Source organism: Streptomyces sp. NPDC020747, assembly GCF_044334695.1.
In the GTDB taxonomy this organism is placed as follows: domain Bacteria; phylum Actinomycetota; class Actinomycetes; order Streptomycetales; family Streptomycetaceae; genus Streptomyces.
This window is the reverse complement of sequence record NZ_JBIRTJ010000019.1, coordinates 245,557-271,074: the sequence shown is the minus strand read 5'-3', so window position 1 is coordinate 271,074 and position 25,518 is coordinate 245,557. Positions and strand designations below refer to the sequence as shown.

Below are 25,518 nucleotides of genomic sequence, written 5' to 3'. Positions count from 1 at the left end.
GACGCTCACTCCCCCACCGAAGACACCGCGGACACCGACACAGCCCGCGCGAATCCACCGTCCACCATCAGGTTCGCCACGGTCTCCAGCTCCGGCGGATTGCCGGCGAGCCGGGACAGGAACTGGTCGAAGTCGTCCCCGCAGGGCAGCAGCAGCCGCTGCACCCGCTCCGGGGGCGCCCACAGGTCCTGGTCACGGGCGTCGTCGTACGCGCAGAACCACACGGACCCGACGCACTCGCCCTTGACCTTCACGGCGAGCAGGCCGCCCTGGACGAAGCCGACGCCCAGGTAGTCCTTGGTGAGGTGGTCCCGCAGACATTTGTTGACGTACACGAGGTCGTTGACGGCGGCCTCGTCGCGCACGGTGAAGAACGGCTGGTCGACCAGCAGCCCCAGCTCGGCGTCGAGCGCGGCCCCCATCGGGGCGCACCCGCCGGCGGCCTTCAGGAACGACCGGTACGCGCCGGGCAGCCGGTACCCGAGGTCCTCCTCGACGCCCAGCACCTGCTGCTCGGTCACCGCGACGGCGGCCTTGGGCAGCCCGAAGTGCGCGGGCCGGGTCTCCTGCAAGGGCCGGGTCCCGCGCTTGTCCTGGTCGACGGCGGCGGTGGCCAGTCCACCGTGGTGCCGCAGCAGCGCCTTCACCTCGACCGGCACCAGCTCCAGCCGCCGGGTCCCCGGCACGTGGTGCCAGGTCCAGCCGTGCGGAGTGGCGACGGGCGGGATGGTGTCCCACAGGTCATGACCGTCCGCGGCCAGGGCGGCGTTCGCGGACACGTAGTCCGTCAGCCGGAGTTCGTCGACCCCGAACCCCTCGGGCGGCTCGGCGATCTCCGCGGCGGCACGCGCATAGAACGAGAAGTCGGGATAGCCGCGCTCGTCGACACGTACACCTCTGGGGTGACGCGCCGCCCGGACGGGATCCGGGAAGTGCACGACCTGCCCGGCGTACGCCGCGTTCGGCGGCGCGGCTTGCTGCCCGAGCCGACCTGTCGTCATGGCGATTGCCCCCTGCGGCGTTCTGATGGATCGCGGATATCGACAGCCTATGCGGTTGAACGACACCGGTCACCGGGCCTCCGGTTCCGTACCGGCCAGCGGGACTCCGGTTCCGTGACCTGCCGTCATCGCGCCGTGACGGTGCGGCGAAGACCGCGCGTGTCGCGGCGCCCCAGCTTCCGCACCAGCCACGGAGTTTGGCACTCTGTCGGAGCACCGGGGGATGCGGTAAGGGGAGGAAACAGGACGATGAACTCAACGCGGACAGGCAGGTCTGGTGACCCCAGGGTGGGCTGGAGCAACACCGAGGCACCCGTCACTCCCACACTCCTCCACCGCCGTGACGGCATACTTCCGACCATCGCCGCCGCCCTGTCCGTACGGGGCGCGACACTCACCGGCACGGCGGGCCGGGGCGACCAGACACCGCCGCTCCACCCGCTCGTCCGGGACTTCCTCGACACACTGACGAGCGGACAGCGCGACCGCTTCACCGGCCGCTGCGCCGAAGTGATCCTCATCTCGCGGCACATCACGGCGGTGGACACGGAGCGTTCCAAACGGGCAGCCCGGAAACCCATGACCAACGGAGAGGCCCGCAAGTCCCTCAAGCAGGCCAAACTCACCGCCCGCCGCATCCGCGAGGACGGCGACCCGCTGCACGGCAGTTTCGCGCCGCCCTGCCGCTCCTGCACCGCGCTCAGCGCCCACTTCGGCGTACGCATCGTCGACCCGACGGCACCGGAGGACTGAGAAACCCCTCTTCCCCCCCACACAGGGCGTCACCGGCGCCCCTCGCAGAAGCCGCCGAACCACAGCCGCGGCAGCTCAGACGAACGCGAAGGTCCGATGCACACCGACCGCACCGCCCCCTCCCCCACACCGACCTCGACCCGGTTCCCGGCCGTGGTCGACGCCGCGCTGCGCTCCGCGGGATGGCAGCCGGGCCGCTGGGACATAAAGCAGGCCGAGATCTGGGCCGACGCCCTGCGCAGCCACGAGTCGCCGGCCGGTCACCGCCACTCCGTGTTCCCGGCGGCGGTCGAGGCCTGGGCGGAGTTCGGCGGTCTCCACATCCCCGCCACCGCCACCGGCCGCCAGATCGCCCCGACGCCTCTGCACCTGGACCCCCTGTACGGCCTCCACATGGCCCGTACGCTCGTGGACCTGGGCAGAGCCCTGGACAGCGAAGTGGCCCCGCTGGGCGAGGAGTCCGACACCAGAGCCCTCCTCGCCATCGACGCGGAGGGCCGCACCTACACCCTCGACCACACGGGCGACTGGTACCTGGGCGCCACCATCGACCAGGCCCTGACCACCCTCGTCTCAGGCCTGGAACCGGTACGCCTGACGGCCGGCTGAAGGGGCACGGGCTCGCCGGGGCCGACCCCGACCACCCTCGATCGACCTCGTCACTGCAGGACTGCCCCGGCTCACGCCAGGACGGCGGTGCTCACGCCTCCGCCGGGATGACCGCCGAGACCCGGAAGCCGCCGACGTCGGTGGGGCCGGAGACGAACACGCCCCCGAGTCCCAGGACCCGCTCCTTCATCCCCACCAGGCCGTTGCCCCCGCTGGGCAGCCGGGCATCGGAGGCGGCGCCGGGCTCGGGCGGCGGGCCGTTCTCCACCTGCATGGCGATCTCGGCCCCGCGATGCGCGACCCGCACCCGGGTCTTCGCCCCCGCCGCATGCTTGTGGACGTTGGTCAGCGCCTCCTGCACCACCCGATAGGCGGTCTGCTCCACCCTGGCCGCATAGTCCCGGGCGTCCCCCTCCACGAACAGGTCGACGACCATCCCCGCGGCGGCGGACTGCCCCACCAGCTCCTGGAGATCGTCGAGGCAGGGTCCGTCCCCCGCCGCCTCGTCCACGGCCCGGGACGCCGCGGCGGCGGCCGCGACCCCCACCGCGGCGAGCGGCACGGTCTGCAACCGCACCGAGGAACCCCCGTAACCCCCCTCGCCCGTACGCAGCACCCCCAGCATCTCCCGCAGCTCGGTCAGCGCCTGCCGTCCCATGTCGCCCACCAGCGAGGCGTTCTTGACGGCCTTCTCGGGATCCTTACGGGCCACGGCCTGCAGAGCCGCCGCGTGCACGACCATCAGACTCACCCGGTGCGCGACGACGTCGTGCATCTCGCGGGCGATCCGGGTCCGCTCCTCGTTGCGCGCCCACTCCGCCCGCTCCTCGGCCCGCTCGGCCAGCAACATCAACTCCCGCTCCAGGGAGTCGGCCCGCTCCCGCAGACTCTCCATCAGCCGCCGCCTGGCCCCCACGTACAACCCGAGGAGGATCGGCGGCGCGGTCATCCCGAGCGAGGTGGTGATGGACACGAACGGCACGAACCAGTCGCCCACCATCTGCAGGTCGCCCCGCACCATCCCCTGGTGCGCGCGCACGTACGTGACGATCAGCATGCCCACCATCGACATACCGGCCAGCGCCCCGATGATCCGCCGGGGCATCTCGGACGCGGCGAGCGTGTAGAGCCCGACGAGCCCCATCAGGAACCCCATCTGGGCCGGTGTGATGGCGATCGACACCAGCACCACGGCGATGGGCCACCGCCGCCGGAACAACAGCACGGACCCGGCGAGCGCCCCGAACACCATTCCGACGGGCACCGGCACGCCCGCCGCGTCCGCGAAGGGATACCCCTCGATCGCACACTCCACGGCGGACACCAACGCGAGGCCCCCGTCGAGCACCGCACTGCGCCACCTCGCCCACCACCACGGCCCGGTCAGGGTCGCGGTGTGGTCTTCCCCCGTCGTGGTCATGCCTCCAGCCTACGGTCGCCCCCCACCGCTTTTCCGGTGAGTTTCGCGTACTGGCCTACACCACTCAACGTAATCGAACAGACGCGAAACCGACCAGAATCCCTCGAACTGCTGAATCGCCCACCGTTCGACCCCGGACGCCCGCATTCCGCCTGGACGGTATGCCTATGGCACACACACACGGCAAATACGCGGACTTCGAGAAGCTGCGGGAGCAGGCGACCGCGCTGCGCCGGACCGGCCTCAGCCGCCGCCAGATCCGCGACCGACTCCACGTCGACAACAACGACATCCTCAACCGCCTCCTGGAGGGCGAGCCGGCCCCGGAGTGGACGAAGCGGCCCAACGCGAAGGACGACCTCCGCGACAGGGCTCGTGAGCTACGACTCCAGGGCTGGACCTATGACCAGATCCAGGTGGAGCTGGGGTGCTCGAAGAGTTCGATCTCACTGTGGGTACGGGACCTGCCGAAGCCGGAACGCCGGGACCCGACAGAGCAGGCGAAGCTCGCGGCGCGTAAGCGGTGGGAGCACGAGCTGACAGTACGGGACAAGGAGCGCAAGCAAACGAAGGAGGCGGCCACTCGCGAGATCGGCACTATGACCGATCGGGACCTGTTCGTAGCCGGGGTCGCCCTGTACTGGGCGGAAGGCTCGAAGGACAAGCCATACGACCGTCGAGAGACGGTCAACTTCGTCAACAGCGATCCGGGCGTCATCCGGCTCTACTTGGCCTGGCTGACCCTGCTTGGCGTCGAGCCCAAACGCCTGCAGTACCGAGTCATGATCCACATCACGGCCGACGTTGATGGCGCCGAGTGCTACTGGGCGGAACTCGTCGGAGTCGACGTCTCCACGTTCCAGAAAACGACCATCAAGAAGCACAACCCCAAGACAGTCCGCAAGAACGTAGGCGAGAACTACCGCGGCTGCCTCGTAATCCGCGTATCGCAAGGAGCCGAGCTATACCGACGCATCGAAGGCTGGTGGTCCGGGATGGTGGACTCCGCCGGGAGGGATCATGCCCCTCCCTCCTCCGGTAAGGTTTAAGGCAGCAATCCGCCGTGGGGTAGCGGCATCCCGCAGGCCTTTGGAGCCTTGAGACGCTGGTTCGAATCCAGCCGGCGGAGCTGCGAACGTTCGGGCCCTGACAGCACTGTCAGGGCCCGCTCACATTTCCCCCTCACAACGCCCCGGTATCCTGCGGATGTCCACCCCCCAAAGGCACCCCAGCCATCCGAAGCCGAAGGGCATCCCCGTGAGCGCCAACCGCCCGGCAGCCGTCGTCGTTCTTGCAGCGGGTGAGGGCACCCGTATGAAGTCGGCCACACCCAAGGTCCTGCACGACATCTGTGGCCGTTCTCTCGTCGGCCATGTACTCGCCGCCGCACGCGAGTTGGAGCCCGAGCATCTGGTGGTCGTCGTGGGCCACGCCCGCGAGAAGGTCACCGCGCACCTCACCGACACCGCTCCGGGTGTACGGACCGCCGTGCAGGCCGAGCAGAACGGCACGGGTCACGCCGTGCGGATGGCCCTGGAGGAGCTGGGCGGCACCGTCGACGGAACCGTCGTGGTCGTCTGCGGGGACACTCCCCTCCTCACCGGCGCGACCCTGCGCGACCTCGCCTCCAACCACACCACCGACGGCAACGCGGTCACCGTGCTCACCGCCGAGGTCCCGGACGCCACCGGCTACGGCCGCATCGTGCGCGACGGCGCCTCCGGCGCGGTCACCGCGATCGTCGAGCACAAGGACGCCTCGGAGTCCCAGCGCGCGATCCGCGAGATCAACTCCGGTGTCTTCGCCTTCGACGGACAGCTCCTCGCGGACGCGCTCGGCAAGGTCCGCACGGACAACAGCCAGGGCGAGGAGTACCTGACGGACGTCCTCGGCATCCTCCGCGAGGCCGGGCACCGCGTCGGCGCCTCCGTGGCGGGCGACCACCGCGAGATCGCCGGCATCAACAACCGCGTCCAGCTCTCCGAGGCCCGCCGCATCCTCAACGACCGGCTGCTGGAGCGGGCGATGCTCGCCGGCGTCACCGTCGTCGACCCGGCCTCCACCTGGATCGACGTCACCGTCACCTTCGAGCAGGACGCGATCGTGCACCCGGGCACGCAGCTCCAGGGCGCCACTCATCTCGCCGAGGGCGCCGAGGTCGGCCCCAACTCCCGCCTGAAGGACACCAGGGTGGGCGCGGGTGCCCGGATCGACAACACGGTCTCCGACGGCGCCGAGGTCGGCCCCCAGGCGAGCGTGGGTCCGTACGCGTATCTCCGCCCCGGAACCCGCCTCGGGCTAAAGTCCAAGGTGGGTACGTACGTGGAGACGAAGAACGCCTCGATCGGCGAGGGCACGAAGGTCCCGCACCTCTCGTACGTGGGCGACGCGACGATCGGCGAGTACACGAACATCGGCGCCGCGAGCGTCTTCGTGAACTACGACGGCGAGGCCAAGCACCACACCACGGTCGGGTCGCACTGCAAGACGGGTTCGGACAACATGTTTGTGGCACCCGTCACGGTCGGGGACGGCTCCTACACTGCCGCGGGCTCCGTCATCACGAAGGACGTACCGGCCGGTTCACTGGCCGTCGCCCGGGGCCAGCAACGGAATATCGAGGGCTGGGTGGCCCGCAAGCGTCCGGGTAGCGCGGCCGCGAAGGCGGCGGAGGCTGCTGCCCGGGAGTCGGCCGACGAAAGCTGACCGGAAAGCGGTGGGTCGGACTCGGCGTACCGTGATAGATGCACACCCGCACACCCAGCTGGGACCGCATCTGAGAACACATCTCAACATCCAGCTGAGACACCTCTGAGGAGACAGTGCTGTGACCGGGATCAAGACGACCGGCGAGAAGAAGATGATGTTCTTCTCCGGCCGCGCCCACCCCGAGCTTGCCGAGGAGGTCGCCCACCAGCTGGGTGTCGGGGTCGTCCCGACGAAGGCCTTCGACTTCGCCAACGGCGAGATCTACGTCCGCTACGAGGAGTCGGCCCGCGGCGCCGACTGCTTCCTCATCCAGAGCCACACCGCTCCGATCAACAAGTGGATCATGGAGCAGCTCATCATGATCGATGCTCTGAAGCGGGCCTCCGCCCGGAGCATCACCGTGATCATGCCGTTCTACGGTTACGCCCGGCAGGACAAGAAGCACCGCGGACGTGAACCGATCTCGGCCCGTCTGATCGCCGACATGATGAAGACGGCGGGCGCCGACCGCCTCCTGACGGTCGATCTGCACACCGACCAGATCCAGGGCTTCTTCGACGGTCCGGTGGATCATCTGTTCTCGCTGCCGCTGCTCGCGGACTACGTGGGCCACAAGGTGGACCGCTCCAAGCTCACGGTCGTCTCGCCGGACGCCGGCCGCGTGCGCGTGGCCGACCGCTGGTGCGACCGGCTGGGCGCGCCCCTGGCGATCGTGCACAAGCGCCGCGACAAGGACGTCGCGAACCAGGTCACGGTCCACGAGGTCGTCGGTGACGTCGAGGGCCGGGTCTGTGTCCTGGTCGACGACATGATCGACACCGGTGGCACGATCTGCGCCGCCGCGGACGCGCTGTTCGCGCACGGCGCGGAGGACGTCATCGTGACGGCCACGCACGGTGTGCTCTCCGGTCCGGCCGCGGACCGGCTGAAGAACTCGAAGGTCAGCGAGTTCATCTTCACGGACACGCTGCCCACCCCGGGCGAGCTGGAGCTCGACAAGATCACCGTGCTGTCGATCGCGCCGACGATCGCCAACGCGGTGCGCGAGGTCTTCGAGGACGGCTCGGTGACCAGCCTGTTCGACGAGTAACCGAGAAGCAGGTCCACCGGTCCCCGAGGGGCCGTGTAGATCGATTTCTTGTACGGCCTCCCCGCCACGTAAGCTGTCACAGTTGCTCGGCGAGGGAGGCCGCACTCTTTGGTGCGGCGGTCCGTTATCGACGCGCTCTTCGTAGCAGGCCGATGTTTTGGCCGGGTGACCACCTTCCCCAACTGTTCTACGAGGAGTGACCATGGCCGACGTCAAGCTCGCCGCCGAGACCCGCACCGAGTTCGGCAAGGGTGCCGCCCGCCGCATCCGTCGTGAGAACAAGGTTCCCGCGGTCGTCTACGGCCACGGCGCCGACCCCGTCCACATCACGCTCCCGGGCCACGAGCTCCAGCTCGCCCTGCGCAAGTCCAACGTCCTGCTCACCCTGGACGTCGAGGGCAAGAGCGAGCTGGCGATCCCGAAGGCCATCCAGCGCGACGCGATCAAGGGCTTCCTCGTGCACGTCGACCTGCTCACCGTGAAGCGCGGCGAGAAGGTCACCGTCGAGGTCTACGTCCACACCGAGGGCGAGCTGGCCCCGGGCGCCTTCCTCCTCGAGCACGTGCTGAGCACGCTGACGGTCGAGGCCGAGGCCACGCACATCCCCGAGTCGGTCACCGTGTCCATCGCGGGCCTGGAGGCCGGTGCCTCCATCTCCGCCAAGGACATCCCGCTCCCCGAGGGCACCACGCTGGTCATCGACGAGGACGCCGTCGTGCTCCAGGTCCTGGCCGCCCAGGCGGAGGAGCCCACCGAGGACGCCGCGGGCGACGAGGCCGCCGAGGCCTGATCCCGCACCGGATCACCGTGCGCCGGCCGCCGCTCCCGAGGGGGCGGCGGCCGGTGCGCATCCCTGACCCGGACAGCCCGCCGATCGAGGACCCATGGGAGACACGGACGTGACCACGGAACCAGGCGCCCCCTGGCTCATCGTGGGGCTCGGCAACCCCGGCCCCGAGTACGCCAGGAACCGCCACAACGTGGGCTTCATGGTGGCCGACCTCCTCGCCGAGCGGATCGGCGGGAAGTTCAAGCGGGCCGGCAAGGCGCAGGCCCAGGTGATCGAGGGGCGTATCGGCCCGCCGGGACCGGCGAACCGCCGGGTGATCCTGGCCAAGCCGATGTCGTACATGAACCTGTCGGGCGGCCCGGTCACGGCCCTGCGCGACTTCTACAAGGTGCCGACGGCGAACATCGTCGCCGTCCACGACGAACTCGACATCGACTACGGCGTGCTGCGGCTGAAGCTGGGCGGCGGCGACAACGGCCACAACGGTCTGAAGTCGATGACGAAGGCGATGGGCCCGGACTACCACCGCGTCCGTTTCGGCATCGGCCGCCCGCCGGGCCGTATGCAGGTCGCCGACTTCGTCCTCAAGGACTTCTCCGCGGCGGAGCGCAAGGAACTGGACTACTTCGTGGACCGTGCGTCGGACGCGGTGGAGGCTCTGGTGATCGAGGGCCTGGAGCGGGCTCAGTCGACGTACAACTCGTGACACGACAGCTGTAGTTCTTGATCACGGTTGGTCGTGACGGTGGTGTCCGTTGCTGGTGGCAGGCGGTCGCGACGGTTTGGTGATGGCGCCGCCAGGCGGTCCAGTACAGGACGTGCTCGCGGTCGTGGACGTGGCGGCAGCACGAGGGCTCGCAGGAGCCGGATGAGCTCGGGAAAGGGCGGGCTGTGACCCGACGCAGCTCGGCGAGCGGACGCGGCGCAGTGGTTACTGTGCGGGAGGCCAGGTCAGGGGTCGTCGTCGAGGCGTCCGTCGGGGCTGAGTCCGGCGGCGGCCAGGTCGGCCAGAGCGGATGTCATGACGCGTACTGCCTCGTGGTCCTGCTCTTTCATACCGCCTGCGACCCACTCGGCACTCGGGTCGTACTCCCAGGCCCAGCCCGTTGTCTCGTCTTCGACGCCTTCGCCACGTACGTTTCACCGGACGGCTCCGGGAATGACCTCGCCAGAGGAGGTTTCGAGGATTCCGGCTGTGCGCTCACGGTGTGCTCCTTGGTTCGGGTGCTTCCGACTCCATTCGGGTTCTTCGATAACGAGCTGTTCGTTCTCGACATTCGCACCCTTCGTCTGGACTCGTACGGCATCGCCGACCGGCTCCCATCCTGGGACCGGGCGGGTCCGCGGCTCCCGGAGCCGGGCCCTGTCGCATGATGACGAGTCTCGACGACAGTCGAGAGTTCGGCCGACGCCGACAGCGTTCAGGCCACGGACAAGCAGACGGCCTCGGGCCGTACGAGCGGGGCGGTGCACTCGCCGATGCTCAGCCTTCGATCGCCGACTTGGGCCCTTGCGGGTCCCAGAATCTCGTGGTCGACCGGTGTGCCCCGTGGTCTCTTCGCCATACCGGGGTGGTGACAGGCATGGCCGCTTGAGAGGCGCCGACTTGGCTCAGTTGCGCACCCGCTGCTGCGGCGGGAAGAGCCCGGGTGGGAGTGGGCACGCGTCACGATTGACACACACAGCGTGACGAGTTAGCGCTACGCTCAGTAGGGGAGCGCGCCCTCAACAGGGTGCGGGCGGGAAATGACCCTGGGCCGGGCCTGATGATAGACCCGGATTCTCAGAGAGTGACGCGTATGGACAGCGCGAGGGGGGCGTGGCCGGCGGTGACTACGCAGGATCATGGGAGCAGGCAGCGGAGCCGAGCCGTGGCATCGGGTCTCGACCCGTACACATCGCCGCGGACCTTCTACGGCTCCGAACTTCGCCGGGAGAGGGAGGCAGCGGGCTATTCCCAGGAGCAGTTGGGGGAGAAGGTCTTCTGCTCCGGGGCGTACATCGGCCAGTTCGAGTCCGCAACGCGTCGGCCGCAGCCGGATCTGTCCCGCCTCTTCGACCAGGTCTTCGGCACGGACCGGCACTTCGAGCGGCTGTGCAGCCTGGCTCGGAAGTCCAAGCATGCGGACTATTTCGCTGACGCGGCGGAGCTGGAAACGCTGGCGAAGACGATCAGTGAGTATGCGCCGATGCTGGTGCCGGGACTGCTGCAGACTGAGGGGTACGCGCGGGCGATCACCTGCGTCACCTTGCCTTATGCGGAACCGCATGAGGTTGAGCAGTTCGTACAGCTCCGGCTGGGGCGGCAGAGCATCCTGGAAGGCCCCACAAGCCCGCTACTGTGGGCAGTTCTCCACGAGACCGTTCTTCGAGTGCCGATGGGCGGGGACGCGGTCATGTCGGAACAGTTGAAACACCTGGTCGAACTGGGCAAGAGCCGACGTGTCGTGCTGCAGGTGCTGCCCTTCGCTGCGTCGGCTGAGGCCTTCATCAACGGGATGACAGCCCTCTTCGCATTCCACGATGCCCCGCCCGCTGTCTACGCGGAGGGCGCGGGAAGCGGACAACTCATCGAAGACCCAGCACTGGTTGAGCAATACCAGAGGTCATACGATCGGGTCAGGGCAACCGCGCTGTCTCCGGCGGCATCCCTGGACCTGATCGCATCGGCGGCGGAGGACTACTCAAGAGCATGAGCAACCGACACGACCTGAGCGCGGCAGTCTGGCGAAAGTCGTCTTACAGTGACGGCCAAGGAGGCAGTTGCGTGGAGGTGGGCGACGGCTTCCCTTACGTAGTCCCTGTGCGTGACAGCAAGATCCCCGAAGGGGCGCCCATCCTCGTCCCGAACGACGGATGGTCGGCCTTCGTCACCGCCGTCAAGGACGGTTCGATCAACCACTCCTGACCCACACCTGTCACATTCCGCACCAGCCCCGTCACTCTCCTGGTAGGCGGGGCTTCGCAACTGCTCAGGCGTTTCAGTTGGTTACGGGCAACATCCATGGCCGTCCGACGAAGAGAGCGGGTCGGCGGTCAGGGGGTTGATGCCGTGATTGTGCATGGTGGAGATGTAGGAGCGGATCGGGGCGGAGCGCTGGCGCCGGTCAGAGTCCGGAACACCGTGAACCCAGCTTGGCGAGCTGGGCGTCGACCACGGCAGAGAGAACCGCGAAACCCTCACCGACTCGCCCCTCTGGTACTGCACTGACATACCCGACCGTTGAGCCCTTGCGGAACACGACCACCTTGACCGGACTCTTCACCCCGTCCTGCTCGACGACCGCGCCCAGCGCCATCACCTGGCCCGTGCCCTCCGGAGTAATCTCCGGCCGGCCTCCCTCGCCTTCCGCTCAGCGCCCTTCATCGTCACAGCAAACCCATCGGCGCACTCGGCGACAGCCGTACCGAGATCGTCCATCGCTCCGCGTACGTTCCCGCTGATACTCCGCGAGCACGACGGGTTCGACCTCGATTCGATCGACAAATAGCTCTCGAAGTTTATCTTGAAGGCGGTCTTATTTTCGCATTGCTCCAACGCAAGGTAGAGCATCCCGTCAGCCTCATGAGCAAATGATGCATCGAAGTGTTGAATCCGAAACCAGAATTCAAGGCTTCGCCGTACACTTTTTTGCCCGCCAAGATGCATGCGCATCGCGCATCAAGCAATCGGATTTCTGTCGGGATCTAGTACGTTTACACCTTCCGCATCCAGCATGGATTCGAATACATCAAGAGCCTCACGCTTGATAAAATCTGCCTCACTCTTATGGATCGGAAGCAGCCACAAGAATCGCGCACCCCCCGCCTCTGTCGGAGCCCATTCAAGTTCAGGCCCGTAGGGATAGGGGAGACTCACCAAAAGATGATCCATGCGCGAATCCGGAGTCCAGGGGCGGCCAATATTAATGACCGATCCCACGTCCAACCGGTGAGCCTCGAACGAGTGATAGTGACTCACCATAGCCAGCGTTTCCGAGTGGATGTCGGCAGCCACGGGTGACATGACGAAGAACTCAATTCCACCGACTGCAGATCCACGCACAGAGGACCCCAATGTTACGTAAACCCAGGCCTCACCAGCACGCTGGGGGTAGACCCGAAAAGTGGAGAAATGTGGAACTCGCTCCAGGACTGGCCCTCGATCCCAGGAGGCGGATTCCACAATATGGCCATCCCAGAATCTCCGAACGTGCCGCTCAAGAGCCGACAATCGTTCGCCTTCTTCGGTCATAGTCCCAGATACCTTTTTATCGCCTTGGAGACCTTCGCCATTTCCGCCCCCTGCGATCGCTGGCAGACCTGACATGCGGCCCCATTGATGCCGTCATTCCTCGCGTACGCCCTTCGCTCCGCGTCATTCATAGCTGACCCTCCGCCGCGATAGTAGTGTAGAACCAGCGGCGGGTCATGCTCGGGCACGGGGGCGTGAGCAGTTCCTGATGTCATCGTAGTGCGGCATTCCGGGCACGGTTGTCCCTCACCCGCCGCTCGCGCCGCACGTCCGCCGGGTCCATTTGTCTGAGAGCCGCCGTAGTGCGTTGCGCGGTTGTAGGGAACTGTTGCTGTGACCGGGTTTTCTAGGTCAGTCGCAACCCCGCTGGAATCCACTTCGAACCTGGCGCCACCGCAATTGTGAACGAGTACCGGCGTGGCCCCCGCCAGCGCATAGTACGTGTGGAGGTCGCTGACGGTGAGGTTGTGGACTGTGGCTGAGGTGGCTGTCCAGCGTTCGATTGCTGTGATCTGGACGTAGGTGCCGGCGCTGGTGCGTAGCCACTGGCCGGACTTCAGGTCCTCGGCGTCGATCCACTCGCCGAGTTCCGGGACCCAGAAGGGGTGTCCGTCGGTAGCCGTGAGCTCGGTTGTCTTCTCGCCGCTCTTCTCTCCATTGCCGAGGGCGATGGTGACCTTGACCAGGTTCTTGACGCCTTCGCCCTTGATCTCGGCGGTGACCGTTTCGACGGCTGTTTCGCCGGTCTTGGGGTCGGTGGCCAGGACCTTGTCGCCGTTCTTGACCTTCTCGATGGGCTTGGTGGTGCCGTCGGCCATCAGGACCTTGGTGCCGGGGGTGAAGCTGTTGTCCTCCGTGGAGCAGCCCCCGCCGCCTCCTGAGGACTTCTCCTTCGCCTTTGCCTGCTTCCTCTGTGGTCTGGGTGCCTCGGTCTTCCTCGCTGCGGCCTTCTGTGCCTTCTGGGCGGTGTTGCCGGTCTTCTGGGCTGCCCGTTTCGCCTGACGGGTGGCTGCTTCCTGGGCTTGTTTCTTCAGCTGAGCGGCCCGCGCGGCAGCCTTCCTCTTCGCTTCCCTGGCCTTGCGCGCCAGCTCCCGGGCCTTCTTGGCCGCCTCGATGACCTTGCGGGCCCTCTCCTTGGCCTTCCACAACGCACTGACCGCACTTGCGATCTTCGCCGCGGCCTTCAACACCCCCGGGGCCTTGTGCAGTTTGCCCCAGGGGATCGCGCTGACGATCATCTTGCCGCAGGCCCACAGGTCACCCCGGGAGAAGCAGCCCACCACGTCGTTCCAGCCGACGAAGTCCTTCAGCGCCGCCCAGCCCACCGACATGATCACGTCCGCGACGGACGTGTTCAGCGTCTGCTTCGCCCAGGCCTCCTGCCCGGCCGTCGGGGCACCGCTGTAGCCGTCATTGCCGCCCTCCGACATCAAGCCCGACGGGTCGGCGAAGGTGACCGGGTTGTTCTCGCAGTACACGTACCCGTTCATCTGGACCGGGTCCGCCAGGTCCAGCACCGGGTCCGCGGACAGGAAGCGGCCCGTGGCCGGGTCGTACTCCCTCGCCCCCAAATGCACCAGCCCGCCGGCCGCGTCATCGTTGCCGCCCACATAGGAGCGGTGGCTACGCCAGTTCGCGTTCTCCGAGCGCTCCACGCCGAACGGGTCCGTCCTGGAGAACATCACCTTGTTGCCCGACGCCAGCGCGACGTTCACATACGCCGTGCCGTTCTGGTCCGCCACCTGCACCGACAGCTCCGACGTACCCCCGCCGCTCGCATGCCGCATCACCGTCGGCGCACCCGGCTGCGCGTAGTACCGCTCCGTGTACGCGGGCGTCTTGTCGGCGTTCAGCGAGATCGTCGCCTCACCCAGATACAGCGTCCGCCCGGTCGCCGAGACCGCCATCAGACGGGCGCCGTCACCGCCGTAGACGTACTTGGTCTCCTTGTCAGGCACCCACGACTGCGCCACGCTGCTGTTGCACGTGTACAGCTGCAGGTCCGTACCGTCGGCCGAGTTGGACGTCGGCACGTCCAGGCAACTGCCCGACGACACGTGCTTCAGGGCGCCTGCCGAGGTCGCCGTCCACTTCTGGGCGTCCGCACCCGTGCAGTCGGCGATCACGACCGCCGTGCCGTTCGCCGTACCACCCCCGGACGGCACCACGCACTTGCCCATGATCTTCAGCGCGCCCGTCGACGGATCCGACGAACCCGCCGGCGCGTCGATCCGCAGCTTCTGCGCCTTCGAGCCGTTGCAGGAGTACAGCTGTAGCGCCGTGCCCGCCGTCGTCAGCCCGCTCGCCAGGTCCAGGCACTTGCCCGCCAGACCCAGCCACGCCCCCGAGCCGTTCTCACCGAAGCCCGTGATCTTCTCGACCTGGCCGTCCCACGTCCAGTCCAGCGCCTGCTTGTCACCGTCGTACGTACGGGACTTGGTGTTGCCCGCGTCGTCGTACGTCAGCGTCGTCGCCTTGGTGACCTGCGCCCCCGAGTCCGCCTTGAACGTCGACGACATCCCCGTCAGCGTGTGCGGCTGGGAGCCGTCCTCCTTGCCGTACGTGTACGCCGTCGTCGCGTCCTTCGACGCATCCAGGCCCGCATCGTGCTCGACCAGCTTCTTGCGGTTGCCCAGCGCGTCGTACTCGTAGCTCTGCCAGTAACCCTCGTTCGCCGCCGTCACGTTCGTCGTGCCGTCGTCGTACTTCGGGGCCGCCGTCGTCTTGCCGGCCGCCGTGCAGCTCGACGGTGCCGTCCACGCCTTGGTCAGCTGACCCAGCGTGTCGTAGGTGAAGCACTGGCGGTCCGTGACCGAGTTGGAGGTGTCCGCGATCGACGTGACGTTGCCGGCCGGATCGTAGGCGTACGCACGGGAGTTGACCCGGTGGCCCGTCACCGCCGTCGTGTCGCTCGTCGACTCGCGGTCGACGATGCTCCGCTGCAGCTCACCCGTCGCCTCGTCGAACAGGTTCGTCGTCCACACCCGGTCGGGGTGCTCGCCGCTGGCAGTGCGCAGCACCTGACCGTACGGGGAGTACGAAGTCTGCGCCGTGTACCACTCCTGGCCCGACGTCGAGACCGGCAGACCGTCCTCGTTGTAACGGACGACCAGCTTCTCGGAGGGCAGGGTGCCCACCGACGGCAGGTTCACCGACTCCAGCCGGCCCGACTCCGAGTAGTCGAAGCTGTAGGCGTACTCCTTCTGCAGGCCGTACGACGTCGCGACCGACTCGGGCAGCGTGATGCGCTTGCCCAGCGGCTGGTAGTCGGCCGTGTAGCCGGACACCGAGGTGGTGTAGGGCTGGCCGTCCGTGTAGCGGGTCTGCGAGGTCGGCAGGCCCACGCCGCCGGTCAGCGTGTCGTACACCGTGGACGCCAGCGGCGTGCCGTTCTCGCCGTCCAGGCGCTGCTCGACCGGGCGGGACAGCGCGTCGTACTTCGTCCACACCGTCGCGTTCTCGTCGGTGACCGTCTCCGGCCGGTCGAGCACGTCGTACTTCGTGGTCGCCGTGCCCGTGTCCGGGTCGACCGCCTCGACCTCACGGCCGCGCGCGTCGTACTGCCAGGTCCACGTGTTGCCCTCGGAGTCCTCGGCCTTCACGCGGTCGCCGCGCCAGTCGTACGTGTAGCGCGTCGAGCGGTACTCCGTACGGGCCGCGTTCGTGAAGGTGTCCACCCGGGCCGTACGGCCGAGCGAGTCCGAGAAGCTGCGCTGCACCGCACCACCCGACGGCGGGATCACCGTCGAGTAGTCGTCACCGTAGACGTAGCGCGTCTGCTTGGCCGTGCTCTCGGTGCCGTGCAGGTACGGGGTCTCCGTCAGGGTGCGGCCCAGGCCGTCGTACGAGTACAGCGTGGCGTTGGGGACCTGGTAGTCCGAGTCCAGCTCGAACAGCGTCGTCGTGGCGTCGCCCGTGGCGTAGTACGCGTTGTTCGTCTGGGAGATCGTGCCGTTCGCGCTGTAGAGGATGTCCGTGATGAGGCGGCCCTTGCCGACCGCCGGTTCCTGCTTCTGGCGTTCGCGGCCCAGGCCGTCGTAGATGACGGTGGAGGTGTCGTAGTCGCCCTCGTCCGTCAGGGCCTCCGTCGTCACCGAGACCGGCTGGCCGATCGTGGTGTCGTACGTGAACTTCGCCGACGCGGACTTGGACGTGGACCGGGTCGGGGCCCAGGCCTGCATGGTGCGGCCGAGCGCGTCGTAGGTGAAGGTGGTCGTCCTGCCGTTGGCGTCCGTCTCCTTCAGGGACACACCGCGGGCCGGCTCCAGGATCGTCGTCTCGCTCTGCTCCAGCGCGTTGGTCGTCCTGACCTCGAACACCTGGCCCGTGGAGGGAGTGTAGGTGGTCTTGTCGACGTTGCCCGCCGCGTCAGTCGTGGACGTGGTGCGGCCGTGGTCGTCGTACGCGACCTTCCCGTCCTGCGTCCAGCCGCCGCCGTTGCCGCTGACCGCCCATGTCGTCGTCGCCGAGCCCGAGGTAGGGGTGCCGCCGTACGCGCCGCTGTCGTAGGCGACCCGCGAGCCGTCCATCCAGTCCTCGGCCGTGGGCGTCTCGCCACAGCTACCGGCGGTGGTCAGCGTCTGTTTGGGCAGGCCGATGAGGTGCTTGTCCGTGTTGTGGACGTAACTCATCTCGGTGCACGTCTCGTCGTCGCCCTTGTCGGTGTCGCCGAGTGACTCGACCTTGACGGGCAGGCCGTACGTGTCCTCGTACGTGGTGGACGTCTTGAGGACGCGCCAGGTGCGCTTGTCGTCTCCCGTGCCCGAGGAGTTGGTCACCGAGATGCTGTGGTCGTCCAGGACGCGGTAGGCCTTGAGGGCGGGGATGCCGCCGGAGCGGGTACGGGTGGCGAGGACCGTGGCGACCGGATAGTCGACGTCACGGGTCAGCAGGCTGCCGTCCTTCTTGGTGTAGGTCAGCGTCTCCGAGACCCGGCCCGCGAAGGGCTCCTCGTCGAAGGCGATCCTCGTGCCGTTGGAGTCGGTGACCGTGACCTCGCGGGTGCCCTCGTCGCCCGGCAGCTTGTCGCCGTGCATACCGCGGAAGTAGCGGGTCTCGGTCATGCCCCGCTCGGTGGACATGTAGGCGGTGGAGGAATCCGTGCCCGTGTGGGTCCGGACCCGGGAGAAGCCGCGCCACTGGTCGTACGTGCGCGTCTTCTTCTTGCTGAACTCCGCCTGGTTCAGCGCCCAGGCCGCGCCGTCCAGGTAGTCGTACTCGGTCGTGACCGCGTCGACCCCGGTGAGTGCCGGCAGTTCCTGGACCTTCTCGACGACGTACTTGTGGAACCAGTCGATGGTCTCTTTGTCCGGGTCCGGGTTCCAGTAGACGGGGTAGCAGAGTCCGGTGTTGTCCTCGACGTCGGGGAAGCCGCTGCCCGTCTTGCAGGCGCCGGTCGGGTTCTTGTAGGTGATGGCCGTCTCGCCGCCGTACTCGCTGACGACCCTGGTGATGCGAAGGCGGTCGAAGGCGGGGTTGGGGTCGTTCGAGCCCTCCTTCACGCGGTTCGGCATCGGCTGGCTGTTGGCGAGGAAGCGGACCGGGTTGAGGGCGATCGCTTCGCCCTCGGTGTCGTAGCCGGTGCGGGTGATCGACTCCAGCCACAGCGCCACGCCCTCGTCGGTGAGGTCGGCGGGCAGGGACTGCTGGAGCTTGAAGCTGTCCACCTTCGAGAGAGCCGCTGAGCCCTGGGTGCGCTGTGCCCATGTCGTCACCTGGGAGAGGCGATTGCGCGACCAGAAGGTCGGGACGGGGACGTAGCACTCCTTGCCCTTGGCGCAGTACAGGTCGGCCGGGGTGTCGTACCAGATGCGGTTTTTGCCGAAGTCGCCCGAGGTGAAGTTCTCCTCGGTGCAGGCGAGTTCGCCCTCCTTGAAGCAACGCTCGTCGACGTCGAAGGTGACCCTGGCGATGGGCGTGGCGAACAGGGCGCCGGTGCGCAGGCCGTACTCGATCTTCTTCAGATATCCGCCGCGGTCGTAGGCGACGGACGCCTTGAACTTCTCGTTCTTGGCGTAGTAGTTGGTCTCCTTCTCCCACCAGAGCGTCATCGCGTTGCCGTCGGTGTCGACGACGTAGTCGAGGTTCCAGCGCCAGGCCTGGTCGCAGAAGGAGCCCGCGAAGTCGCCCGCCTTGTAGCAGGGTTCGCCGCTCTGGTTGCCGGCCACCGGGGCGGAGAGGACGGAGTTCGTCGTCGGGTCGCCGCTCGCCCAGCCGGGCAGCTTGTGCCGGCCGAAGTAGTACTGGGTGCCGTCGCGGGTTGTGACGCGCCAGTACTCGCCGTCGCCGTCACCGTTGCCGAGGTCGGTGTTCTTCAGCAGCTCGACACGGGAGCCGTCGCCGTTGGCGGTGACCCACTTGTCGCCGGTGGGGGCGGCGCCGTCGGGCAGGACCAGCTCGGTCGTCTGGCCACCGAGGGTCATGACCGCGTTGTACGAGCCCCAGCACTGGTCGCTGGTCTTCTTGGTGTTGTTGCCGTCCGTCCGGTCGTCGCGGCACGACTTGTACGTGCGGGTGATGGAGCCCGCGTTGTACTCCCAGCCGTCGCCGATCCAGGAGGGCTGGTTGTTGGAGGCGGACGTACGGCCGTCCACGCCCTGCGAGTTGTAGCCGAACGAGACGGCCGGCGAGGGTCCGCCGGGGACGGTCGGGGTCTGCAGTGTGTACGAGTACGTGAAGGCGCCGGAGTTGCCGCCCGCGGACCACGAACCCGCGCTGACCAGCGGGGTCGCGGAGAAGTCGCCCTTGGAGCCGGTGCCGGAGTCGGTGGCGAGCAGGACGGAGGAGCCCGAGCCGTCGACGGTGGCGGCGGCCAGGGTGGCCAGGCGTGCCTCGGGTTCCTGGTGGTACACGGCGTCGCTGAGGGTGCCCTCGTCGGAGGCGCCGACGTTGGACGCGGTGTTGGCGGACGCGGTGTCGGTGGACTCCGCGGAGGTGCCGCCGGCCGCCAGGGACTCGACGTCCATGGTGGCGAGGATGCGGCGCTCGTACACCGGCCGGCCGTCGCTGTCGGTCCCGGTCTGCTCGACCACGTTGTCGGTGGTGACCTCCGTGGGCTCGGAGCAGCCCTCGGTGTCCGGCGTGGTCAGGAAGCAGGACGGGTACTGGGCGAAGGACAGCCGGTCGGCCCAGTTGGCGCCGTACAGCTCCGAGAAGTCGGTGTAGTCGAGGGCGATCACGGCGTCGCCGGTGGCCTCCGCGGGCGGGGTGACCGTGAGCGCCATGCCCTCGATGGCGGTGTCGGCGAGTTCGTCCTGGCCCGCGAGCGAGACCTGCCACGCGCCCTCCAGCGCGGCGGCCTCGGTGGCGGTGGCGTCCTCGGGGGCGCCGACCTCGACGGGGAGGTCCACACCGTCCTGACTGACCGGCACCAGCTCACCGGGGACGAGACCGGAGAGGTTCTCCGTCACCGTGCCGCCGGCGGGAGCGGTGACCTTGGCCGGGTCGTACTCCGCCGGGTCCTCGGCCTCGGACGTGGTCAGTTCGGCGAGCTTTCCGCCGTTCTCGCCCTTGGCCTTCTCGGAGGCGGGCAGGTCGACCAGGTCGACACCGCTGCGGTTGTTGTCGGGCGGCAGTGCGTAGGCGGCGGGTAAGGCGCCCACCAGGAGCGCCACGGTGAGCGAGCCGATCACTCCGGCACGCCTCCGCGCCCGTCTCCGGCGCTGGGCTCGATTCCCCGCGAGCCGGCCCCGGCCGCACCACGACAGCGTTCCCCACATAGCGCGGCCCCCCGCTCTCCGTATTTGACGAGCACGAACTCTCCGGCAGGTCTTCACAGAAAGTCAACAAGTCGCCGGAGCCTGGTGATTTAGCTCACGCCGCGTATTGTTCAATTCCTTGAACAAGGGTGATCGAGGGTTTATTCGGAGGGAATTCAGGAGGGAATTCTCCTATGGGTGGAGAGGTGATCATTCCTGCATGATCAAGGTCAAAGGAGAGTCAACTACTCGTCAAATCCGTCCAGGTGAAGGTGATTTGACACTCCGTGACCTCTTCGATCCGCCAGGCTCGCTTCCGCACGCCACCTCGTGTGCACAGAAGTACGTGCGGGCCGTACGGATCCGTTCACCGGACCGTCCGCAGGCAAAGAGCACGGCACGCTATGGCGCAATCCCCACGCATGGGTCATGCTCTGTCCGCGCCTTCCCGGGCCACGCCATGCCATTCCTGGGTAGCGCAGGGGATTCAGAGGGGATGCGCAGAATTCTCGGTTCTCGGGAATTCAGGGGGAGGGGACCCAACACCATGAAACGTCGCCGCTTAGGCCTGCCCGCGTCCAGACGTGCCCGGGCGGGGACGGCCGCCCTCATCGCCGGTGCGCTCGGCCTCGGACTACTCACCGTTCCCCTCCTCGACGATCAGGGCCCTTCCGACTCCCCTGCCGAGACGAAGAAGTCCGCCGCCGGGCCGGTGGATCAAGGCACCGCGCTCGAAAAGGCGGTCTCCTCCGGCAAGCGCGTCGAGGTGTCCGCGCTGCGCGACGAGACCTCCATGACGTACGCCCGTCCGGACGGCACCTTCGAGCTGGTCGCGTACGGCGCTCCCGTACGGGCGAAGGTGAACGGCGCCTGGAAGCCCATCGACACCGAGTTGGTCAAGGCCGACGGCGGGTGGGCGCCGAAGGCGGCCGCGGATCCCGTGGTCTTCTCGGCCGGCGGGAACGGCGCGATCGGCGGAGGTTCCTCGGCGCGCAAGGCGTCCACCGGCCCGGGTAGCGTCCGCGGCGCCGTGTACACCGCCGCCAACGACGGCCGCACGGTGCGGGCCGCCGCGGACGCCGAGGACCACACCGAGCTGGCCGTCCTCAGCAGCGGCGGCCATGACGTGACGCTGAGCTGGCCGGGAGACCTGCCCGAGCCGGTGATCAGCGGGTCGAGCGCCCTGTACCGGAACGTGTTCGACGGCGTCGACCTGATGCTGACGGCGCAGGCCAGCGGCTTCAGCCACGTACTGATCGTGCACAGCGCCGAGGCCGCGGCCGATCCGGCGCTCGCGAAACTGTCGTACGGACTGTCTTCCCCGGATCTGACCTTCCACCTCGACCCGGTCACCAAGGTCGTCACCGGCCGGGACCGCGACGGCGAGGAGATCGCCGTCTCCCCCACTCCCTATCTCTGGGACTCGGCCGGGAAGTACGCGGTCACCGAAGGCGACGACCCGGAGCCGGCAGAGGAGGAGACCGAGCCCACGCCGTCGTACTCCGAGGAGCCCGGTGCGGGCATCGGCGAGGAGAGCGTGGGGCCCGAGGACGGGCAGGACACCGACGCGCCCACCGCGACCTCGGAAGCCGATGACGAGGCCGCGGGCGAGGAGGACGCGGAGAGCACCCCGGCCGACGGGACGACCGCCGATCCGGCGGCGTACCGGCGCGGCGCGAAAGCCGGATCCACGGTCGCCCGGGCGGGACACGCGGCGACCGGTGCGCGGGGGGCCGCGCTCGGCGACGACGAGGTGTTCGCCCTGGAGGGTCTGGCGGGCCCCGACCCCGGCACCCACATGGCAGTCGCCGACGCGGAGCTGGGCACGCCCGGCACCGCGTCCACCACCCTCGCCGTCGTCCCCGACGCCGACCTGTTCAGGGACGAGGACACGGTCTATCCGGTCTTCATCGACCCCACGATCCACGGCAAGACCAAGAACTGGACCACGGCGTACAAGAAGTACCCGAACTCCAGCTTCTACGACGGCGCCAACTACAACAGCGGCACCACCGAGGCGCGGGTCGGCTACGAGTCCACCAGCTGGGGACTGTCCCGCTCCTACTTCCGGCTCGGCTGGTCCACCAGCATCAAGGGCGCCCACGTGTCGTCCGCGTCCGTCCGGCTGCGCGAGACGTACTCCTGGTCGTGCTCCGCCCGTGAGATGAAGCTGTTCCACACCGGCGGCATCTCGTCCAAGACCACCTGGAACAACCAGCCCGACAAGAAGGCGGAGATCGGCGCCAAGTCCTTCGCGCACGGTTACAACTCGTCCTGTCCCGACGCGTACGTGACCTACGACGCGAAGTCGGTCGCCCAGGACGCGGCCGACGGCGGCTGGAAGGAGTTCACGATCGGGCTGCAGGCCAGCACCGAGGACTCGGCGTACTCGTGGAAGAAGTTCCGGGCGGAGGGCGAGAGCGCGCCGAAGCTGACCCTGGTCTACAACCGCAAGCCGAAGACGCCGAGTTCGCTCGCCCAGGCGCCGGGCGGCGGCTGCGACCGCACCAGCCCGTACAGCCACATCGGCAAGCGCGACCTGGTGCTGTCGGCGGCCTCCTCCGACCCGGACGACACCTCCACGCGGCAGGACCTGAAGTACCTGCACTTCCAGCTGTGGCGGACGGGCACCAGTGACTCCGTCCTGAACAAGAACGTGGCGGTCACCAGCGCGGGCAAGGCCTCCGCCACGGTCTCCAAGTCCACGCTGACCAACGGCTACACGTACTCCTGGCAGGTGCGCGCCATCGACTCCAGCGGCGCGGCCTCCAGTTACGCGCCGACCGCGGAACCGAAGGTGTGCCGCTTCGTCTTCGACAGCTCCGTACCGAACGAGCCCCTGGTCACCTCGACGGACTTCCCGGCCGCGAACGACGACGGCTCGGTGTGGTCCGAGGTGAAGTTCGGCCAGGCAGGCAACTTCACCTTCGCGCCGGACGACGACACCGACATCACCAAGTTCCAGTACTCGTTCAACACCACGACGTACGCGGGCAGCAAAACGGTCACCGCGGGGACGTCCACCACACTGTCCCTGAAGCCGCCCAACGCGGGCCCGAACCTGCTGTACGTACGGGCGGTGGACAGCGCGGGCAACCCCTCGCTCGGCACGAAGTACCTCTTCTACGTCACTCCCCGCGACACCGGTGACGAGCCGGGCGACGTCACGGGCGACACCGTCCCCGACCTGTTCGCGATCACGTCCGCGGGCAACCTGAACATGTACCCGACGGGCACGGTCGGCGACCTGCACGTCGGCATGGAGGCCGCGCACGACGACGGTACCGGTCTGCTCGCCGACCCCGACAAGGACGGTGAGGACCACCAGCCGGGCTACTGGGTGGGCGCGGACGGCAAACCGGCGCTGATCGCGCACGGCGGCGACGCGACGGGCGCCGACGGGGTCGGTGACCTGTTCGCCCGGATGCCGGACGGCGAGCTGTACGTGTACCCCGGCGACGGCTACGGCAGCGTGGACATCGCCGCACGTATGAAGGTCAGGATGCCCTCCGGCTCCCCCGACCCGTCGGCCCTCACCCAGATCATCGTCGGCGACTACGACCTCGACGGCCGTGCGGACCTGTTCGCCACGGACACGGCGGGCACCTTCTGGGCCTTCGACGGCTACACGGGAGCCAGCTTCCTGTCCACGACGAAGATGACGACGACGGCGTGGGCGACGCGCGATCTCGTATCGGTCGGTGACCACGACAAGGACGGCGCACCGGACCTGCTGTGGCGGCAGGATTCCACCAGCGAGCTGAAACTGCGGTTCGGCATCAAGGACAGCTCGGGCGGCGCGACCCTGTCGTCGCTGGCGGCGGCGGCCAACTCCAAGACGGGCGCCGACGAGCTCTACGCGTCCGGCTGGTCCACGACGGCCGCGCCGATGACGCACCTGTACGGGACGCCGGACGTCACCGGGGATGACATCCCCGACATCTGGGCCCTGGCGAGCGACGGCGCCATCAAGTTCTACAAGGGTGGGGCGGCGACGCTGGGCACGGGGACGACCGTGATCAGTTCGGGCAGCGAGTGGGCGACGACGAAGCTGGCGTTTGGTTGAGGTCATAGAGCTCGGGACTTGCTGCAGTTGGCCGGCGCGGGCACAAGAAACGTGAGGAGTGAGCATGCGGCGAGCGTGGGGGATCTCTGCGCCGGTGGTGCTGTGCGCGCTGGTGTCCGCTTGTGATGTGACGAGCGGGGGCGGGAACAACGGGGACGACCCGAGCCTGAAGGCGGCGCCGCAGGCGAGTGCCAGTGCGGTGGCTGGGGCCGCGGAACTGGGCGAGATGGCTCTTGAGGGCCGTGATGCGGACGGGTTCAGCGTCACTGTGCCCGCCGACGTTGAGGCGGTTGGTCAGCGAGATGTGAGAACCGAGGAGGACGCCTGCGGCTCGGTGGCGTACGTCGTGTCCGGAACCGTGGTCGGGAAACCGGCGTCGACGCAGGTGCGGGAGGCGGCTGGTGAGGGTGCGGCAGTGACTGTCGTGCTCGCGGAGTATCAGGGGGAGCGGGCGCAGGGCGCGATGGACGACCTCAGTACGGCCGTTGCGGAGTGCGCCGCCGGATTCACCGTGACTGTGGACGGTGCTGAGCGGAAGGTTGGGAAGGTCGCCCCGGAGATCGCGCCGGAAGGTGCGGACCAGGCGATGGCTCTGGGCGCGGTCGTGGAGCGGGACAGGACGAAGACGCCGGTGAAGGTGGTCGTGTTCCGTAAGGGCTCAACGGTCGGGTACGTCAGCGCCGTGCCGACGGACAAAGCAGACGAGGACTTCGCCGTACCCGCAGCGGTTGTCGACGCACAGCTTGCCAAGTTTCACTGACCGACCAGACTTGGCTGACTCCTGTCAGCCGTGGCTCCGGGAGACCGGAGCCGATTCCATATAAGGACGGTGACCGGCGCTGGCTACTGAGGCAGGTACACGTAGAGGCGCCCAGCCTCGGGTTCGCCGCAACCTGCTTCAGCGGCCTGCTGCCACCATGGCTCATCTGTCCCCGCAGAACGGGCGTCTCGCCCAAAGGCTGGCAGAAGGTCCGCGGCGATGCGTACGGGTCGAGACCCGATCCCATGGCCCGGCCCTGCTGCCTGTTCCCGTGATCCTGCTTGGTCACCGGCGGTCACGTCCCCTCGCGCTGTCCATACGCGTCACTCTCTGAGAACCGGTCTCTGATCAGGCGCGATCCAGGGCCACTTCCCGCCCGCAACCCCGTT

15 protein-coding genes and 1 tRNA gene are annotated in these 25,518 nt (G+C 68.0%); 12 read left to right on the top strand and 4 right to left on the bottom strand.

Annotated elements, in window-relative coordinates; all coding sequences use genetic code 11:
- Positions 1-5: 5 nt before the first annotated feature.
- Positions 6-1,001 carry an SMI1/KNR4 family protein gene (locus tag ACH4YP_RS40135; RefSeq protein ID WP_398496006.1) on the bottom strand — a complete coding sequence of 332 codons (996 nt, stop codon included), beginning with the start codon at positions 999-1,001 and terminating at the stop codon, positions 6-8.
- 249 nt (positions 1,002-1,250) lie between these two features.
- On the opposite strand from ACH4YP_RS40135, the gene ACH4YP_RS40130 reads away from it, so the two are divergent.
- Both ACH4YP_RS40130 and ACH4YP_RS40125 read left to right on the top strand, forming a co-directional pair.
- On the top strand, positions 1,251-1,754 hold the full coding sequence (locus tag ACH4YP_RS40130) for a YwqJ-related putative deaminase (protein ID WP_361061510.1): 504 nt from the start codon (positions 1,251-1,253) through the stop codon (positions 1,752-1,754).
- 96 nt (positions 1,755-1,850) lie between these two features.
- Complete coding sequence (locus tag ACH4YP_RS40125; RefSeq protein ID WP_361061512.1) at positions 1,851-2,363, top strand: SUKH-3 domain-containing protein; 513 nt, start codon at positions 1,851-1,853, stop codon at positions 2,361-2,363.
- 91 nt (positions 2,364-2,454) lie between these two features.
- On the opposite strand, the gene ACH4YP_RS40120 is transcribed toward ACH4YP_RS40125, so the two are convergent.
- The gene (locus tag ACH4YP_RS40120; RefSeq protein WP_398496003.1) at positions 2,455-3,783 is read right to left on the bottom strand and encodes a sensor histidine kinase; all 1,329 of its coding nucleotides are present in this window, start codon (positions 3,781-3,783) and stop codon (positions 2,455-2,457) included.
- A 167-nt stretch (positions 3,784-3,950) separates the two neighbouring features.
- On the opposite strand from ACH4YP_RS40120, the gene ACH4YP_RS40115 reads away from it, so the two are divergent.
- The 8 genes from ACH4YP_RS40115 to ACH4YP_RS40080 all read left to right on the top strand — a co-directional run bounded on the left by ACH4YP_RS40115 (position 3,951) and on the right by ACH4YP_RS40080 (position 11,280).
- Positions 3,951-4,832, top strand: a complete 882-nt coding sequence (locus ACH4YP_RS40115; protein ID WP_361061516.1) for a hypothetical protein — start codon at positions 3,951-3,953, stop codon at positions 4,830-4,832.
- A gap of 8 nt (positions 4,833-4,840) precedes the next feature.
- Positions 4,841-4,912, top strand: a tRNA-Gln gene (locus ACH4YP_RS40110).
- Between the two features lie 128 nt (positions 4,913-5,040).
- Entirely contained in the window at positions 5,041-6,489 is a 1,449-nt protein-coding gene (gene glmU, locus ACH4YP_RS40105; RefSeq protein ID WP_398496001.1) for a bifunctional UDP-N-acetylglucosamine diphosphorylase/glucosamine-1-phosphate N-acetyltransferase GlmU, read from the top strand.
- Positions 6,490-6,610: 121 nt separating this feature from the next.
- Entirely contained in the window at positions 6,611-7,582 is a 972-nt protein-coding gene (locus ACH4YP_RS40100; RefSeq protein WP_055617955.1) for a ribose-phosphate diphosphokinase, read from the top strand.
- A 202-nt stretch (positions 7,583-7,784) separates the two neighbouring features.
- A complete protein-coding gene (locus ACH4YP_RS40095; protein ID WP_361061520.1) occupies positions 7,785-8,372 on the top strand; it encodes a 50S ribosomal protein L25/general stress protein Ctc in 588 nt (195 codons plus the stop codon).
- 94 nt (positions 8,373-8,466) lie between these two features.
- Positions 8,467-9,078, top strand: coding sequence for an aminoacyl-tRNA hydrolase (gene pth / locus ACH4YP_RS40090; RefSeq protein ID WP_269651141.1), 612 nt, complete (start codon positions 8,467-8,469; stop codon positions 9,076-9,078).
- A gap of 1,165 nt (positions 9,079-10,243) precedes the next feature.
- The gene (locus ACH4YP_RS40085) at positions 10,244-11,068 is read left to right on the top strand and encodes a Scr1 family TA system antitoxin-like transcriptional regulator (protein WP_398495998.1); all 825 of its coding nucleotides are present in this window, start codon (positions 10,244-10,246) and stop codon (positions 11,066-11,068) included.
- The gene (locus tag ACH4YP_RS40080) at positions 11,065-11,280 is read left to right on the top strand and encodes a DUF397 domain-containing protein (RefSeq protein ID WP_361061526.1); all 216 of its coding nucleotides are present in this window, start codon (positions 11,065-11,067) and stop codon (positions 11,278-11,280) included. The genes ACH4YP_RS40085 and ACH4YP_RS40080 overlap by 4 nt, the downstream gene beginning before the upstream one ends.
- 753 nt (positions 11,281-12,033) lie before the next feature.
- On the opposite strand, the gene ACH4YP_RS40075 is transcribed toward ACH4YP_RS40080, so the two are convergent.
- Together ACH4YP_RS40075 and ACH4YP_RS40070 are read right to left on the bottom strand one after the other, a co-directional pair.
- Positions 12,034-12,606, bottom strand: coding sequence for a suppressor of fused domain protein (locus tag ACH4YP_RS40075; RefSeq protein WP_398495996.1), 573 nt, complete (start codon positions 12,604-12,606; stop codon positions 12,034-12,036).
- The gene (locus ACH4YP_RS40070; RefSeq protein ID WP_398495995.1) at positions 12,603-20,237 is read right to left on the bottom strand and encodes a ricin-type beta-trefoil lectin domain protein; all 7,635 of its coding nucleotides are present in this window, start codon (positions 20,235-20,237) and stop codon (positions 12,603-12,605) included. Before ACH4YP_RS40070 ends, ACH4YP_RS40075 begins: the two co-directional genes overlap by 4 nt.
- Positions 20,238-20,850: 613 nt before the next feature.
- Between ACH4YP_RS40070 and ACH4YP_RS40065 the strand changes: the two genes are divergently transcribed.
- Both ACH4YP_RS40065 and ACH4YP_RS40060 read left to right on the top strand, forming a co-directional pair.
- Entirely contained in the window at positions 20,851-24,369 is a 3,519-nt protein-coding gene (locus tag ACH4YP_RS40065; protein ID WP_398495993.1) for a DNRLRE domain-containing protein, read from the top strand.
- 64 nt (positions 24,370-24,433) lie between these two features.
- Complete coding sequence (locus tag ACH4YP_RS40060) at positions 24,434-25,129, top strand: hypothetical protein (protein ID WP_398495992.1); 696 nt, start codon at positions 24,434-24,436, stop codon at positions 25,127-25,129.
- Positions 25,130-25,518: the final 389 nt, after the last annotated feature.